At 68.3% G+C, this 15,436-nt stretch carries 15 protein-coding genes; 9 read left to right on the top strand and 6 right to left on the bottom strand.

The genetic code is table 11. From position 1 onward, the window contains the following. The first annotated feature begins 285 nt into the window (after positions 1-285). Positions 286-2,283, top strand: a complete 1,998-nt coding sequence (locus H0X90_RS16460; RefSeq protein WP_077189876.1) for a glycoside hydrolase family 28 protein — start codon at positions 286-288, stop codon at positions 2,281-2,283. A gap of 72 nt (positions 2,284-2,355) precedes the next feature. Here H0X90_RS16460 and H0X90_RS16455 read toward each other — a convergent pair whose 3' ends face one another. Both H0X90_RS16455 and H0X90_RS16450 read right to left on the bottom strand, forming a co-directional pair. Further along, positions 2,356-2,865 carry a GNAT family N-acetyltransferase gene (locus H0X90_RS16455; protein ID WP_034203139.1) on the bottom strand — a complete coding sequence of 170 codons (510 nt, stop codon included), beginning with the start codon at positions 2,863-2,865 and terminating at the stop codon, positions 2,356-2,358. A gap of 213 nt (positions 2,866-3,078) precedes the next feature. Beyond that, positions 3,079-3,729 carry a glycine zipper 2TM domain-containing protein gene (locus H0X90_RS16450; RefSeq protein WP_034203140.1) on the bottom strand — a complete coding sequence of 217 codons (651 nt, stop codon included), beginning with the start codon at positions 3,727-3,729 and terminating at the stop codon, positions 3,079-3,081. Positions 3,730-4,182: 453 nt separating this feature from the next. Here H0X90_RS16450 and H0X90_RS16445 point away from each other — a divergent pair, with 453 nt between their 5' ends. From H0X90_RS16445 to H0X90_RS16435, 3 genes are all read left to right on the top strand, one after another. Further along, the gene (locus H0X90_RS16445) at positions 4,183-5,382 is read left to right on the top strand and encodes an amidohydrolase family protein (protein ID WP_077189877.1); all 1,200 of its coding nucleotides are present in this window, start codon (positions 4,183-4,185) and stop codon (positions 5,380-5,382) included. A gap of 67 nt (positions 5,383-5,449) precedes the next feature. Then, entirely contained in the window at positions 5,450-6,634 is a 1,185-nt protein-coding gene (locus H0X90_RS16440; RefSeq protein ID WP_077189878.1) for an amidohydrolase family protein, read from the top strand. A 56-nt stretch (positions 6,635-6,690) separates the two neighbouring features. Further along, entirely contained in the window at positions 6,691-7,164 is a 474-nt protein-coding gene (locus H0X90_RS16435; RefSeq protein ID WP_034203143.1) for a nuclear transport factor 2 family protein, read from the top strand. A 63-nt stretch (positions 7,165-7,227) separates the two neighbouring features. On the opposite strand, the gene H0X90_RS16430 is transcribed toward H0X90_RS16435, so the two are convergent. After that, complete coding sequence (locus H0X90_RS16430) at positions 7,228-8,091, bottom strand: LysR family transcriptional regulator (RefSeq protein ID WP_077189879.1); 864 nt, start codon at positions 8,089-8,091, stop codon at positions 7,228-7,230. 524 nt (positions 8,092-8,615) lie between these two features. Between H0X90_RS16430 and H0X90_RS16425 the strand changes: the two genes are divergently transcribed. Further along, positions 8,616-9,419, top strand: coding sequence for an ABC transporter substrate-binding protein (locus H0X90_RS16425; RefSeq protein WP_006485061.1), 804 nt, complete (start codon positions 8,616-8,618; stop codon positions 9,417-9,419). Between the two features lie 31 nt (positions 9,420-9,450). Continuing rightward, on the top strand, positions 9,451-10,299 hold the full coding sequence (locus H0X90_RS16420; RefSeq protein WP_006485056.1) for a phytanoyl-CoA dioxygenase family protein: 849 nt from the start codon (positions 9,451-9,453) through the stop codon (positions 10,297-10,299). A gap of 77 nt (positions 10,300-10,376) precedes the next feature. Here H0X90_RS16420 and hutC read toward each other — a convergent pair whose 3' ends face one another. Both hutC and H0X90_RS16410 read right to left on the bottom strand, forming a co-directional pair. Then, positions 10,377-11,114, bottom strand: coding sequence for a histidine utilization repressor (gene hutC / locus H0X90_RS16415; protein WP_006485039.1), 738 nt, complete (start codon positions 11,112-11,114; stop codon positions 10,377-10,379). A gap of 31 nt (positions 11,115-11,145) precedes the next feature. Continuing rightward, the gene (locus tag H0X90_RS16410; RefSeq protein ID WP_006485051.1) at positions 11,146-11,688 is read right to left on the bottom strand and encodes a helix-turn-helix domain-containing protein; all 543 of its coding nucleotides are present in this window, start codon (positions 11,686-11,688) and stop codon (positions 11,146-11,148) included. Between the two features lie 134 nt (positions 11,689-11,822). On the opposite strand from H0X90_RS16410, the gene H0X90_RS16405 reads away from it, so the two are divergent. The 3 genes from H0X90_RS16405 to H0X90_RS16395 are packed head-to-tail and all read left to right on the top strand — an operon-like array spanning position 11,823 to position 14,253. Next, positions 11,823-12,605: an aldolase gene (locus tag H0X90_RS16405; protein WP_077189880.1), complete on the top strand. Its 783-nt coding sequence runs from the start codon at positions 11,823-11,825 to the stop codon at positions 12,603-12,605. 50 nt (positions 12,606-12,655) lie between these two features. After that, positions 12,656-13,552 carry a dihydrodipicolinate synthase family protein gene (locus tag H0X90_RS16400; RefSeq protein WP_012493634.1) on the top strand — a complete coding sequence of 299 codons (897 nt, stop codon included), beginning with the start codon at positions 12,656-12,658 and terminating at the stop codon, positions 13,550-13,552. Beyond that, entirely contained in the window at positions 13,549-14,253 is a 705-nt protein-coding gene (locus H0X90_RS16395; protein ID WP_058902432.1) for an MOSC domain-containing protein, read from the top strand. Before H0X90_RS16400 ends, H0X90_RS16395 begins: the two co-directional genes overlap by 4 nt. A 17-nt stretch (positions 14,254-14,270) precedes the next feature. Here the strand turns inward: H0X90_RS16395 and H0X90_RS16390 are convergent, their stop codons facing one another. Continuing rightward, positions 14,271-15,032, bottom strand: coding sequence for an SDR family oxidoreductase (locus H0X90_RS16390; protein ID WP_077189881.1), 762 nt, complete (start codon positions 15,030-15,032; stop codon positions 14,271-14,273). Positions 15,033-15,436 lie beyond the last annotated feature (404 nt).

The raw sequence follows: 15,436 nt of genomic DNA, 5'->3' as shown, positions 1-15,436 counted from the left end.
GATCTACACCTATTAAGTCGTCGGCAGCGTCAGATGTGTATAAGAGACAGGCGGAGGATTGATTTGTAGTTTTTGCGCATAAACATACGACAACATATCTCTAAAGGAGCGCTCGACAATGTGAGTGTGTGCACACATATGCCGCATATATTCGATAAAAACAGGGTAAACGACAAATACGTCCCTTGCGCTAATCGCGTCTAGACTGCGCAATGTAGTACGACGACGTATAAATTGCGATCCGCTACCCGGCGCATCGATACCCATTACCCTGAAGGAGTGCCCATGGCCGCTCATCGCCGCCGTCCGTCTTCATCCGTCCGATCGTCCGCGTCGAAACGGGTATCGCGCCGCGCCTTCATCAGCTGGACCGGTGCACTCGCCGGCGGTGCGATGCTCGGCGGACCGTTGGCGGCCACCCGGGCGCTGGCGGCAGGCACGACGCCCGGTGCGTCGGCGGTCGATCTCGTGTGGGGCGAGCACGGCGCGGCGGCGCGCATCGCCGCGTCGCTCGCGCACGTATCGCGGCTCGCGCGGCACGGCCGCGACTTCGACGTGACGCACTACGGCGCGCGCCCGTGCGCGACGGTCGCGCAGACGTCGCCGTACCCGGCGGCGAAATCGCCGGTCAGCCCCGGTTCAGACCTGACGACCGCGCCCGGCGCCTTCGATTCGCGCCCGGCGTTTCTCGCGGCGATCGACGCGTGCCGGCGCGAAGGCGGCGGCCGGGTCGTCGTGCCGTCCGGCAACTGGTACTGCGCGGGGCCGATCGTGCTGCAGAGCAACGTCACGTTCCACCTGAGCGCGAACTGCACGATCTACTTCAGCCCGAACCCGGCCGACTACGCGAAGGACGGCCCGGTCGATTGCGGCGCGAACGGCCGGCTGTACTACAGCCGCTGGCAGGCGAACGATTGCCTGAACTACGGCGCACCCGTCTACGCCCGCAACGCGGCGAACATCGCGTTGACCGGCGAGGGCCCGACGTCGGTGCTCAACGGACAGGCGATGACGCCGTTCTCCGGCAGCGGCGCGAACAGCGTCTGCTGGTGGACCTACAAGGGCTCGTCGGGCGCGTACGGCGCGAGCGCGACGGTGCCGGCGCAGAACACCGCGAACCCGAACAACGTCGACCTGCGGATCGTCGCGCCCGCGATTCCCGACGCGCTCTATGCGCTGCTCACATCGCCCGTCACGCCGTGGCAGCAGGACCAGAACTACCTGCCCGCGCTGTCCGAGGCCGGCGTGCCGGTCGAGAAGCGCATCTTCGGCCTCGGTCACTACCTGCGGCCGTGCATGGTCGAATTCATCGGCTGCACCAACGTGCTGATGGCGAACTACCAGACGCAGAACACGCCGTTCTGGCAGCACCATCCGACCGCGAGCCGCAACGTCGTGATCCGCGGCGTGACGACCAACAGCATCGGCCCGAACAACGACGGCTTCGATCCGGACGCATGCACCGACGTGCTGTGCGAGGACTGCACGTTCAACACCGGCGACGACTGCATCGCGATCAAGTCGGGCAAGGACCGCGACACCGAATACGGGCCCGCGAAGCGGCACCTGATCCGCAACTGCACGATGAACAGCGGGCACGGCGGGATCACGCTCGGCAGCGAGATGGGCGGCGGCGTCGAGCAGATCTATGCGTCCAACCTGTCGATGCTGAACGCGAACTGGCAGACCAATCCGCTGAACATCGCGATCCGCGTGAAGACCAACATGAACCGCGGCGGCTACGTGAAGGATTTCCACGTGAAGGGCGTCACGCTGCCGAACGGCTTGACGCTGAAGGGCGGCGGCTACGGCAGTGCGCTGCTCGCCGGCAGCCCGATCAACGCGAGCGTGCCGCTCGGCGTCGTCACGCCGTCGGCCGGCAATCCGTCGGCCGCGCAGGGCGGCATCGTCACGTTCGACTGCGACTACCAGCCGGCGAACGATGCGGTGCGCACGCGGGCGCCGGTCGTGCAGAACGTGACGATCTCCGACGTGAAGGCGAGCAACGTGACGCTGAATGGCGTGACCGCGTCGTGCTTCCAGGCGATCGTCGCGCAGGGGCCGGTCGCGTTCGACTACAACGGCACGCCGCCGACGCCGGCCGTGCAGCCGATCTCCGGCGTGACGATCAGCAACTGCGATTTCGGCACGCCGGTGGCGTCAGGCACGCCGACGGTCACGTCGCCAGGGCCGATCTATGCGTTCAACGTGAGCGCAATGACGTTGGCGAACGTGACGATCGCCGGACAGATCGTCAACACGACGATCACCGACAAGCGATGAGATAGAGGAGATAAAACACGCGACGACGTTCGCATGCGGCCCGGCCGGTGCCCGCGCGCGAACGCGAATGCGTTACGCCAGCGTCTTGATCATGTAGTGCTCGTCGTAGAAGCGGCCATCGACGAACATCGAGCGCGGCTCCGTGCCGAACCGCACGAACCCCTGCGACGCATACAACCGCTCCGCGGCGTGGTTGACCTCGTTCACGCACAGCATCAGCTGGCTGCATCCCCACGCGTGCGCCGCGTGCGCGGTCGCGCTGTCGAGCAGCGCCTGCGCGATGCGTTGCCCGCGATAGGCGGCGTCGACGTACACGCCCCAGATCGTCGCCTTGTGCGCGATCTTCGTGCGCGCATCGCGGCGTACGCCGGTGATGCCGACGAGCGTGTCGCCGTCGAACGCGCCGAATACGGCCTGGACCTGCGTCGGCGTGAGGCGCTTCGCGAATTCGTCGACCGGCACCTGCGATTCTTCGTCGAGCGTCGGCAGGAAGGACGTGGGCGCGGTATCGACCGCACGCAGGCGGACGGCGCGGAAACAGGCGGCATCGGCCGCGTCGAGCAGGCGGATCGTGATCGTCATCGGCAGCGTTCCGGTTGAGGGGCGTGCAGGCCGGCGCGCCGCTGCGGCCGCCGGATGCATCGCGTCTATCCTAATAGGAATCCGTCGGCCGCGCGATCGACGCGCGTCGCGCTCGGGGCCGAGCGCGTGTGATTTCGACGTCGCGCCGCATGCGGGGCCGACGTCGCGGGTTCGACGGGCGCGCGCGACCCGCTCACGCGCACGCCGGCGGCATCAGTAGCGCGACAGCTGATTGCCGTTGATCTGCACGCGGTCGCCCGGACGCAGGTTGCCCGGCGACTGCACGTCGAACGAGCGCATCGAGCCGTCGCTGACCTGCACGTCGATCCGGTAGCTGCTCGGGCCCTGCGCGGCGCCCATCTGCTGGCCGATCTGGTTGCCCGCCACCGCACCGCCGAGCGCGCCGATCACGGTCGCCGCATCGCGGCCGTGGCCGCGGCCGAACTGGTTGCCCACCAGGCCGCCGACCAGCGCCCCGACGACGGTGCCGGCCACGCCCGACGGGCCGACCGAGCCGTTGACCGGCTGGATGTTCGACACGGTGCCGTACTGCGTGCCGTACGGGTTCGCATATTGCTGTTGCTGATTGCCGTACTGGTCATACGGCTGCGAGCCGTATTGCGACGGGTTGCCGTATTGGTCGTACGGTTGCGGCGCCTGGTTCGGATACGCCGGTTGCTGCTGCACGTAGCCCGGTTGCGAATACGCGGGCTGCGCATAGCCGGGCGTCGCGTATTGCTGCTGTTGCGGATAGCCCGGCTGCGCGCCGTAGTAGCCCGGCGCGACGCAGGCGGTGAGCGGAAGCGCCGCCACGGCGACGAGCGAGGCGAACAGAACGGTCTTCGTGGAAGGCATGCGCATCATGATGTTTCCTGCATCGGCAACGTGTCCGCCGATGGATTCCCGTCACGGGTGGCGAACTCGGCGTGAGTATAAGGAATGGCCGGATGCGCGTCCGGTGCGGCCGGGTAACAACGTGTAAAGTCTGTTGCCGCGTAAATCGCCGCTGGGGCGGGCGTCGAAGCCCGCTGGTGGCGATGGCGCGGCGCGGTTTCCGGGCGCCGTGTGCCGACGATGCGCGACCGCCGACAGGCCGGCCGTTTCCACGGTGATCGCACCCGCCGTCGCGGCCGGCCCGGCGGACCTCCGCGCCGCACATCGCGAAATCGAATGCGCGGCATCGCGACATTTAATTGGCCTCGCGCAGCGTCGTCCGATATCGTGGCCGGATTCCCTGCCAACGGTCGCGCCGCGCCGGTCGCGGTTCCCTCCCCTGTCCGCGCCGGGCCGCGTCGCGACCGCCCCACATTCCAAGCCATGACCGAACGATTCTTCATCAACGCCGTCGACGCCGGCGGCCAGCCCGTCAATCTCGTCGTCCGTGACGGCCGCTTTGCCGCGATCGGCGCCGATTGCGCGGCCGCGCCGGGCGCGCAGACGATCGACCTCGACGGTCGCGTCGTGCTGCCCGGTTTCGTCGACGGCCACATCCATCTCGACAAGAGCTTCGTCGGCGATCGCTGGGTGCCGCATGAATCGGCCGGCTCGCTGCGCGAGCGGCTCGCGGTCGAGAAGCGCCAGCTCGCGGCCGCGCCGCCGATCGTCGAGCGTGCGAACGCGCTGATCGCGCAGGCCGCCGCGTTCGGCACGATCGCGATGCGCAGCCACGTCGACGTCGATGCGACGACGGGCCTGTCGAACCTGCAGGCCGTGATGGCCGCGCGCGAACAATGGCGCGGCATCGTCGACATCGAACTGGTCGCGTTTCCGCAGGCCGGCGTGATCACGTGCCCGGGCACGGCCGAGATCCTCGATGCAGCCGTGCGCGAAGGCGCGGACGTGGTCGGCGGGATCGACCCGACGACGCTCGACGGCGACGCGGACGGCCAGCTCGACATCGTGTTCGGCATCGCCGAGAAGCGCGGCGCGAAAATCGACATCCACCTGCACGAGCCGGGCGAGGCAGGCATCGCGCAACTGCTGCGGATCGCGGCGCGCACGCGCGCGGCCGGGCTCGGCGGGCGCGTGAACGTGAGCCACGCGTACGCGCTGGGCCAGGTGAGCGACGACGACGTGCAGCGCACCGCGGCGGCCTTGGCCGACGCCGGGGTATCGATCCTGACGAATGCGCCGGGCGACTGCGCGTTTCCGCCGGTGCAACGGCTGCGCGACGCGGGCGTGCACGTGTTCGCGGGCAACGACAACATTCGCGACGCATGGTGGCCGTACGGCAACGGCGACATGCTGCAGCGCGCGATGATGGTCGGCTACCGGTCGGGCTTCTACACCGACGAAGCGCTCGGCATTGCACTCGACATGGCGACGCGCGCCGGCGCGCGCGCGATCGGTAAGGAAAACTATGGAATCGCGGTCGGCTGCGACGCGAGCTTCGTCGCGGTGCGTGCGCCGAATGCGGCGGCGGCCGTCGCGGGCGTGCCGGCCGAACGCTGGGTATTCCGCCGCGGCGAAAGCGATACGGGCGCGCCGTTCGCCCCGTCGCTGCGCTTCACGCGCTGATCCACCCGACCGACGGCACGGCGCGCGCCGCGCGCGCCTTGCACTGACCGACCGCACCGGAACCGACATGACGACCCTGCTGATTCGCAATGTCCGCACGAGCGCCGACGCCGCGCTCGATATCCTGATCGAAGACGATCGCATCGCGCGCGTCGGCCCGTCGCTCGATGCGCCGGCCGGCTGCGCGATCGAGGATGGCGGGCTCGCGTTGGCGCTGCCTGGCCTCGTCGAAGGCCACACGCACCTCGACAAGACTCACTGGGGGATGCCATGGTATCGCAACCAGGTCGGGCCGCGCCTCGTCGATCGCATCGAGAACGAACGCCACTATCGCGCGACGAGCGGCCATGACGCGGGCGCCGCGTCGCTCGCGCTGGCGCGTGCGTTCCTCGCGGCCGGCACGACGCGCATCCGCACGCACGTCGACGTCGATACCGAAGCCGGGCTGCGCCATCTGCACGGCGTGCTCGCGACGCGCGAGACGCTGCGCGGGCAGGTCGAGATCCAGATCGTTGCGTTTCCGCAATCGGGCGTGCTCAAGCGGCCGGGCACCGATGCGCTGCTGTCCGACGCGCTCGGCGCCGGCGCCGACCTGCTCGGCGGGCTCGACCCGTGTGCGATCGAAGGCGATCCGGTCGAGGCGGTGGACGTGCTGTTCGCGATCGCCGATCGCCACGGGTGCGGGCTCGATATCCATCTGCACGAGCGCGGGTCGATGGGCGCGTATTCGCTCGACCTGATCCTGCAGCGCACGGCCGCGTACGGCATGCAGGGGAAGGTCACGATCAGCCATGGTTTCTGTCTCGGCGACATCGCCGAACGCGAGCGCGATGCGCTGCTCGCGCGGATGGCCGGGCTCGGCGTCGCGATCGTCACGACCGCGCCGGCGGCGGTGCCGGTGCCGCCGGTGGCCGCGTGCCGCGCGGCGGGCGTGATCGTGATCGGCGGCAACGACGGCGTGCGCGACACGTGGACGCCGTACGGTTCGCCCGACATGCTCGAACGCGCGATGCTGATCGGCATGCGCAACGATTTCCGCCGCGACGATGCGCTCGAAGTCGCGCTCGACTGCGTGACGCACGGCGCGGCGCGCGGCTGCGGTTTCGCGGATTACGGGTTGCAGCCGGGCAGCCGCGCGGACATCGTGCTCGTCGAGGCGCTGACATTCGCCGAGGCCGTCGTCGCGCGGCCGGTGCGGCGCCTCGTCGTATCGTCCGGGAAGATCGTCGCGCGCGACGGCGCGCTGGTCTGAGCGCCGCGTCGCCCCGGTATGATCCGGTTTTCAGCCGGATTTCCGGGGAGACGACGATGCGACGCACGACCGCGGCACGGGCCGCACGAGGGATGGCGGCAGCCCTGTTCGCCGTGGCGGCCGCGCAGGCGGTGGCGGCCGGCCCGGCCGACGCGCAGCAGGAAGCCAACCGGCGCACGGTGCTGGCGTTCTACGAGAAAGGGCTGAACGAGAAGGATGCGGACGCCGCGCTCGCATATGTCGGCGATCGCTACGTGCAGCACAACCCGAACGCGGCCGACGGACGCGACGGCTTCCGCAAGTTCGTCGCGTTCCTGCGCGACAAATATCCGCAGTCGCACAGCGAGATCAAGCGCTCGTTCGTCGACGGCGACTACGTGATCCTGCACGTGCACGCGGTGCGCGAACCGGGCACGCGCGGCAGCGCGATCATGGACGTCTTCCGGCTCGAACACGGCAAGATCGTCGAGCACTGGGACGTCAACCAGCCGGTGCCCGAGCAGGCCGCGAACGGCAACACGATGTTCTGATTGTTCTGACGCGTGTGGTGCGCGGCGCCCTTGTGCGCCGCTGCCGTTGGCATTCCGCTGCGCTTACCGCCCTTCGAGTTCCAGCATCGCCGCGAGCGCTTTCGTCAGCTCGCTGACCATTGGGTCGGCCGTCGGCCGGTGCAGGATCGCGATGTCCATGTGCTCGATCGGTGCGAAGCCCTGCCTCGCGGTCAGCACCACATGCTCGTCCGTCACCACGCGCGCGGGCAGCACGCTGATGCCGAGCCCGTCCGCGACGGCCGCCTGGATGCCGCTCAGGCTCGACGTCGTGAAGCTGATCCGCCAGCGGCGGCCGCGCTCCTCGATCGCCTTGATCATGTCGTCGCGATAGAGCCCGCGCGGCGGGAACACGACGATCGGCACCGGATCGAGATCGATCGACGGATGCTTCGCGCTGTCGATCCAGCGCAGCTTCTCCGGCCAGCGCACGACGGCCTCGCGACTGTCGCGCCGCTGCTTGATCAGCACGAGGTCGAGTTCGCCGCGATCGTACGCGGCGCTGATGTCGCGGCTCAACCCGCACGTCACTTCGAGCTTGACCTGCGGGTGCTCGCGCTTGAATGCCGCGAGCGCGTGCGTCGTGCGGCCCGCCGCGAAATCGTCGGGCACGCCGAGCCGGATCGTCAGCGCGACCGTCGCGCCTGACAGCGCCTCCAGCATCTCGTCGTTCAGCGCGAGCATGCGCCGCGCATAGCTGAGCACCGTCACGCCCGCGTCGGTTGGCCGCACGTCGCGCGTGCCGCGGTCGAGCAGCCGGTGACCGGCGATTTCCTCGAGCCGGCGCACCTTCTGGCTGACCGTCGACTGCGTCGAATGCAGGCGCGCGGATGCCGTCGTGAAGCTGCCGCAGTCGGCGACCATCACGAGCGCGCGCAACAGGTCGATGTCGAACAGGGGTCTATTCATTTCTGCACTTCTGTGGAATCGCGCATTTCATTTTCAAATGCGTGCGGCGACTTTTAACATGGCCGGGCGCCGTGGGCAATCGCGGTTTCGCCGGACTTGGGGGCGGTGTTTTGCGGGGTTTGAAGGCGCCTGGCGCATATTCAACGAGCGGTATAGGGTGCGTTGCGGGAACGGCGGGAACCGCATTCGGAAAGCGCTACGCTGATTGCCTGCATAGACATCGCCGTTCGGCAAATATCCGAGGAAATACGCTCCGTGGCGAATGCGCGTCACGTAGGGTAAACGCTCGAAATTCCCGGCTGGATGGCGGTAAATCAAGCGCTGTGCCGGCCTTCGGGTTCGCGGCCGCCTCTGCCCCTTTCTATTCTTGATTCCCCCGCTTGCGCTCAAAAATCAAGCAGTCTAGACTGCATCGCAATTTCACCGAAGTCCCTCGTCTTTCGCACCCCGCGCCGGCCTCCCGTCGCGACGCTTCCACCGTACGCCGGCATCCCCCGCCGCGTCGAGACTCACAAGGACCCGCCATGAACCGCACCGCAAAGCTCCTCGTCACCGCGCTGGCGTTCGCGCCGCTCGCGTCGTTCGCGCAGGACACGTCGACGATCCGCTGGGGTATCGACCCCACGTATCCGCCGTTCGAGGCGAAGCAGCCCGACGGCTCGCTCGCCGGCTTCGACATCGACCTGCGCAATGCGATCTGCGAGCAACTGCATGCGAAGTGCGTGTGGGTCGAGCAGGGCTTCGACGGGATGATCCCGGCGCTGCGCGCACGCAAGTTCGACGTCATCATGTCCGCGATGACGGCCACCGACGAGCGGCTCAAGCAGATCGACTTCTCGAACAAGCTGTATGCGTCGCCGGGCGCGCTCGTCGCGCCGGTCGGCTCGAAGCTGCTGCCGACCGCCGCGTCGCTCGCCGGCAAGCGCATCGGGATCGACCAGGGCACGACGCAGGAGGCGTACGCGAAGGCCGAATGGGCGACCAGGGGTGTGACGATCGTTTCGTACCAGAACCAGGACCAGGTGTATCAGGATCTCGTCAACGGCCGCCTCGACGCGACCTTCCAGGACAAGACGCAGGCCGGCTACTCGTTCCTGAAGACGCCGCGCGGCAAGGGCTACGCGTTCGCGGGGCCGGACGTGACCGACGCGCGGATCACCGGCTACGGCGTCGCGATGGGCATCCGCAAGGGCGACGCCGACATGAAGAAGCGGCTGAACGACGCGATCGTCGCGATTCGCGCGAACGGCACCTATCAGAAGATCGCCGCGAAATACTTCGACTTCGACATCTACGGCGCGAAGCAGCAACTGACTTCGGCACCGTGACCCCGTGACTCATTCGATCGACAGGCACACCATGACGAGTATCCAGGAGCGCGTCGCGCAAGCCGTGACGCCCGAACTGATCGCCGCGTTCCGAGAGGAAGGCGCGGTCTGCATCAAGGGCATTTTTTCGCCTGACGAAGTGGCCGCGCTGCGGGCCGGCATCGACGCGAACCTCGCGCAGCCGAGCGAACGCGCGAAAGTCGCGAGCCGGCCCGACGACCCGGGCTGGTTCTTCGAGGATTTCTGCAACTGGCAGCACAACGACGCGTATCGCGATTTCATCGTGCGCTCGCCGGCGCCGTCGGTCGCCGCCGCGCTGATGGGCACGGACCACGTGCGGCTGCATCACGACCACCTGCTCGTGAAGGAGCCCGGCACGCGGCAGCGCACGCCGTGGCATCAGGACCAGCCGTACTACAACATCGAAGGCGACGATAACGTCAGCATGTGGATTCCGGTCGATCCGGTGCCGCTCGAATCGACGCTGGAATTCGTCGCGGGCTCGCATCGCGGGCCATGGCTGATGCCGCGCACGTTCATGGACAAGGAGGCGAAGTGGTTTCCGGAAGGCAGCCTCGCCGACCTGCCCGACATCGAAGCCGACCGCGCGGCGTTCCCGATTCGCCACTGGGCGCTCGAACCCGGCGACATGGTGTGCTTCCGGATGCTGACGCTGCATGCGTCGGGCGGCACGCAGAACCGCCGGCGCGCGTTCTCGATCCGCTTCGTCGGCGACGATGTCCGCCACGCGCCGCGCCGCTGGAAAACCTCGCCCGATTTCCCCGGGCTCGCGGCGCAACTGGCCGACGGCGCGCCGCTCGACCACCCGCTGTTCCCGGTCGTGTGGTCGCGCGATGCAGGGCAGGTCGGCGCGATCTGACCTGCTGTCACCCACACGGCGGCCGTTTCATGACGAAACGGCCGCCGTGCGTTCGGGGGCGTGCGTGCGCCGAAGGATCAGGTCGGGTGGCGCCCCGCGCCCGGCTTGAAGCGCGAGCCGAGCCGGTAGCGGTTGCCCGGATGCAGGAAGTGCACGAACGTGACGGGCAGCCCGTCCGTCCACGTGCGCCGCGTGAGCGTGAGGCACGGCTCGTCGGCGCGCATGTCGAGCAGCCGCGCCTGCTCGCCGGTGGGCAGCGACGCGTCGACGACGTGCTCGATTTCCAGTTCGTAGTGCGACACGTTGTTGTACAGGTACTCGGACGGCGGCTCGGCCTCGAAATCCTGGTCGATGAAGCCGGGCGCGGCGGCCGGGTTCACGTAGCGGTCCTCGAGCTGGATCGGGCGGCCGTTTTCCTCGTGCACGCACACCACGTGAAAGACCGGCGTGTTGACCGGCAGGCCGAACGCGGCGGCGACGTCGAACGACGCGGGTTCGCTCGACCGGCTCAGCACGCGGCAGCGATATTCGTGCCCGCGTGCGCGGATTTCGTCGCGGATGTGCGCGATCATCAGCAGGTTCGACTGCGGCTTCACCTCGGCGACGAAGGTGCCGACGCCCGCGATGCGCTTCAGCACGCCTTCCTCGGTCAGCTCGCGCAGCGCGCGGTTGACCGTCATGCGCGCGACGCCGAACTGCGCGGCGAGGTCGAGCTCGGACGGGATGCGGTCGCCGGGGCGCCAGTCGCCCGACTCGACGTTCTGGCGAACGAGCGTCTTGATCTGCTGGAACGGTGCGGTGGCCTTGGTGACCATCGGAAGATCCTTGCGCGAAGAAGTGACGAGGCTAGTCGTCGTGGCTGACGATGACCAGGATCTCCGCCTGCGCGGTGCCGAGGCTGCGCGTGCGGTGCGGGATGAGCGCGTTGAAATAGACTGAATCGCCAGCCCTGAGTTGCACCGTCTCGTTCGGAAATTCGATTTCGACGCGCCCCTTGTGCACGAACAGGAATTCCTCGCCTTCGTGCTCGCGGAACGTCGACGCGACGAATTCGTGCGGCGGATGCACGACGAACGGCAGCATCTTCTTCGGCGCGACGCCGGCCGCGATGCTCTCGAAGCGGTGCGCGTGGCGGTCGGCCGCCGCGCCCATCGCTGTGCGCTCGCCGGCGCGCGTGACCGTGATCAGCTCGCGGTTGCGGCTTTCCGAGAACAGCTGCTCGACGTCGACGTTCAGCGCCTTCGACAGCTTCAGCGCGACCGCGATCGACGGCACGCTCAGGCCGCGCTCGACCTTCGACAGGTAGCTCTTGGTGAGGCCCGTCTCGTCGGCCAGCACGTCGAGCGTCCAGCCCTTCTGTTTTCTGAGCAGCTTCAGGCGAATCGTCATGGGGCGCCAGGTGTCCTTCGAAAAACCGATTGTAACGCATGACACAAAGTGTCATTCGGTGTATCGTGTGTCACGTGTGACCGGGGAAACGGCCGCGGACGGCGTGGCAGGCCCGGTCCATTCAGGAGGCGAACATGGCGGAAACGCTGAATTTGACGAAGGAAGCGCTGGTCGCGCTGGCGGAGCGGCGTCTGGACAACGCGGTGGGCGACAGCGGCTGGTCGGCGCGGCAAAAGCTCGCGCTGACGTGCCGGATCTTGTTCGACGCCGGCCACGACTCGGGCCTGGCCGGGCAGATCACCTGCCGCGCGGATGCGGCCGGCACGTACTACACGCAGCGGCTCGGGCTCGGCTTCGACGAGATCTCGGCCGCGAACCTGCTGCGCGTCAACGAGGATCTCGACGTCGTCGATGGCGAAGGCATTCCGAACCCGGCCAACCGGTTCCATACGTGGATCTATCGCGAGCGCCCGGACGTGAACTGCATCATCCATACGCACCCGGTGCATGTCGCGGCGCTGTCGATGCTCGAGCAGCCGCTCGCCGTGTCGCACATGGACACCTGCCCGCTGTACGACGACTGCGCGTTCCTGAAGGACTGGCCGGGTGTGCCGGTCGGCAACGAGGAGGGCGAGATCATCTCGAAGGCGCTGGGCAGCAAGCGCGCGATCCTGCTGTCGCATCACGGGCAGCTCGTGGTCGGCAAGACGATCGAGGAGGCATGCATCCTCGCGCTGCTGATCGAACGCGCGGCAAAACTGCAACTGCTCGCGATGTCGGCCGGCGAGATCAAGCCGGTGCCGCCGGCGTTGGCGCGTGAAGCGCACGACTGGATCTCGAAGCCGAAGCGCGACACGGTGACGTTCGACTACTACGCGCGCCGCGCATTGCGTACGCATCAGGATTGCGTCGCGTGAATCGGCGCATCGTTACCACTTCGTCAGACAATCATTGAGGAATACATATCGTGTCCATCCTGCTGAAAGGCATCATTGCCTACCCGGTCACGCCATTCTCCGCCGACGGCGGCGTCGACCTGACCGCGCTCGATGCGTTGATCGAACGTCTGGTCGCCGACGGCGTTCATGCGATCGCGCCGTTGGGCAGCACTGGCGAAAGCGCCTACCTGTCCGATGCCGAATGGGAGGCCGTCGCCATCGCGTCGATTCGCGCGGTGCGCCGGCGCGTGCCGACCGTCGTCGGAATCTCCGATCTCACCACGGCGGGCGCGGTGCGCCGCGCCCGCTTCGCCGAGCAGGCCGGCGCCGATGCGGTGATGGTGCTGCCGGTGTCGTACTGGAAGCTCGGCAACGACGAGATCGTCGCGCACTATCGTGCGATCGGCGACGCGATCGGCATCCCGATCATGCTGTACAACAACCCGGCGACGAGCGGCGTCGACATGTCGCCCGAGCTGATCGCGACGATCTGCCGGACCGTCGACAACGTGACGATGGTCAAGGAGAGCACCGGCGACATCGGCCGGATGCACCGGCTCGCGCAATTGAGCGACGGGACGATCCCGTTCTACAACGGCAGCAATCCGATGGCGCTCGCCGCGCTGGCCGCGGGCGCGGCAGGATGGTGCACGGCCGCGCCGAATCTCAACGCCGCGTTGCCGCTCGCGTTGTTCGACGCGATGCGCACGGGCGACCTCGTGCGCGCCCGATCGGTTTTTCACGCGCAGTTGCCGTTGCTGCAGTTCATCGTCAACGGCGGGTTGCCGGTGACCGTGAAAGCCGGGCTGAGGCTGCGCGGCTTCGACGCCGGCGAACCGAGGCGGCCGCTGCTGCCGCTCGGCGAGGCACGCACGCGCGAACTCGAGCGCCTGCTCGCGGCGCTGCCGGACGGTGTGGCGGCATGAGCGGCGACGCGCGGCCGGCGATCGCGGCGGCCATCGGCGCGGTGCGGATCGGCGCGAGCCGGCCGCTCGCCGGTACGCCGCACGCGAGCGCGATCGATAAGCAGCCGGTGGATGCGCGCCTGTGGCTGGGCGCACTCGGGTTTGCCGGCGACGAGCAGGCCGATGCGCGGCATCACGGCGGCCCCGACAAGGCCGTTCACCACTACGCGCACGATCACTATGCGTGGTGGGCCGACCAGATCGGCGCACGCGACGTGCTCGCGCGGCCGGGCGCGTTCGGCGAGAACCTGTCGACGCGCGGCATCACCGAGCACGACGTGTGTCTCGGCGACGTGTTCACGCTGGGCGGCGCGGTGCTCCAGGTCTCGCAGTCGCGGCAGCCATGCTGGAAGCTCAACGCACGCTTCGACCATCCGCGGATGGCGGCGCTCGTGCAGCACAGCGGCCGGACCGGCTGGTACTACCGCGTGCTGCAGGAAGGCTGGGTGGCGGCGGGCGATGTGCTGGCGCTGCACGAGCGCCGCTACCCGCAGTGGCCGCTGTCGACGGTGCTCGACGTGCTGTATCGCCGCACGCTCGACATGGCCGCGCTCGATGCGCTGTGCGACGTGCCGCTGCTGCCGCCCGGCTGGCGCGCGATGCTGGAAAAACGCCGGACGGCGCGGCAGGTCGAGGACTGGACGAAGCGGCTCGAAGGATGACGGGCCGCGTCCGACGCCTACTGCGTCGGCAGATTGCGCACGTCGGCCGTCGGCTCGGTACCGAATGCGTCGCTCAGCGCATAGCCGATCAGTTGCCGGGCGGTCGCCTCGGGCGTCGCGAGCGCGCCGCTCGATTTCAACTGGTCGAATTTCTCGCGCATCGGGAAATTGTCTTCGTCGGTCGCGCGGATCGTGGCCTGCATGCCCGTATCGACGACGCCCGGCGCCACGCTGCAGATGCGCAGCCCGCCGTTCGCGTCGAGCGTGACCGCGCGCGCATGGTGATCGAGCGCGGCCTTGGTCGCGCAGTAGATGCTCCAGCCCGCATATGCGTTGCGGGCCGCGCCGCTCGACAGGTGCACGATCCGGCATTCGGTCGCGGCCGATGCGGCCTGCGCGAGCGCGGCCGACAGCATCAGCGGCGCGGCGACGTTCAGGCCGACCGCGCGGGCGACGATCGCCGGGTCCTGCGTGGCGAGCGGGCCGATCGGATCGACGATGCCCGCGTTGTTGAACAGCAGCACGAGCGACGCGCCGTCGACGAAGCGGCGCAGCGTGTCGCCGGCCAGCCAGCTCGCGATCGTCTTCGAGTCGGACAGATCGAGTTCGACCTCGGTCAAGCGCTCGCCGGCCCGTGACGCGAGCGACGGATGACGGCTGCGCGACACGCCGAGCACGGCGATGCCTTCCTGCAGCAGTTGTTCGGCGAGCGCCGCGCCGACGCCGCGGGTGTGTCCGGTGACGATGGCGCGCACGGGTGCGGAAGAAGATGCAGTCATGGTGGTGAACCGGTGAGGGGGTGAACGGGTTTGACGAGCGGCGCAGGCACGGCGGCAGCGCATTCAACGCGGGTGCTGCGTGGTGTCGACGTGTGACGGCGGTCGTGTGCGGCGCCGCTGATATCGGGATGAACGTCTATCGTAGCGCCGGCATGCGCATCGCGCAAACGCCCGGCGCGCGCGAAGGATGACGCTGCGGTGCCGCGCACGCGCATCGCCGCGCTGCGCCGCACGCTATCGCGCGCGCCGCTACGTCCGACGAAAGCCCGCTGCGGCAAGTCCGCACGCTGCTGCGCCAAGGGCGCCGGGCCGAGCGTCGCGAGCTATCATATGGCTCGCCCGTGCGCGATGCCGGACGGGCCGCGACCGTTTCCCTTCACCTGCTGCACGCTGCGATGTCACTC

It is taken from the genome of Burkholderia sp. 9775_39 (assembly GCF_015712225.1).
GTDB lineage: Bacteria > Pseudomonadota > Gammaproteobacteria > Burkholderiales > Burkholderiaceae > Burkholderia > Burkholderia cenocepacia.
Note: the sequence above shows the minus strand (reverse complement) of the source record. Positions and strands in the feature narration are given on the sequence as shown.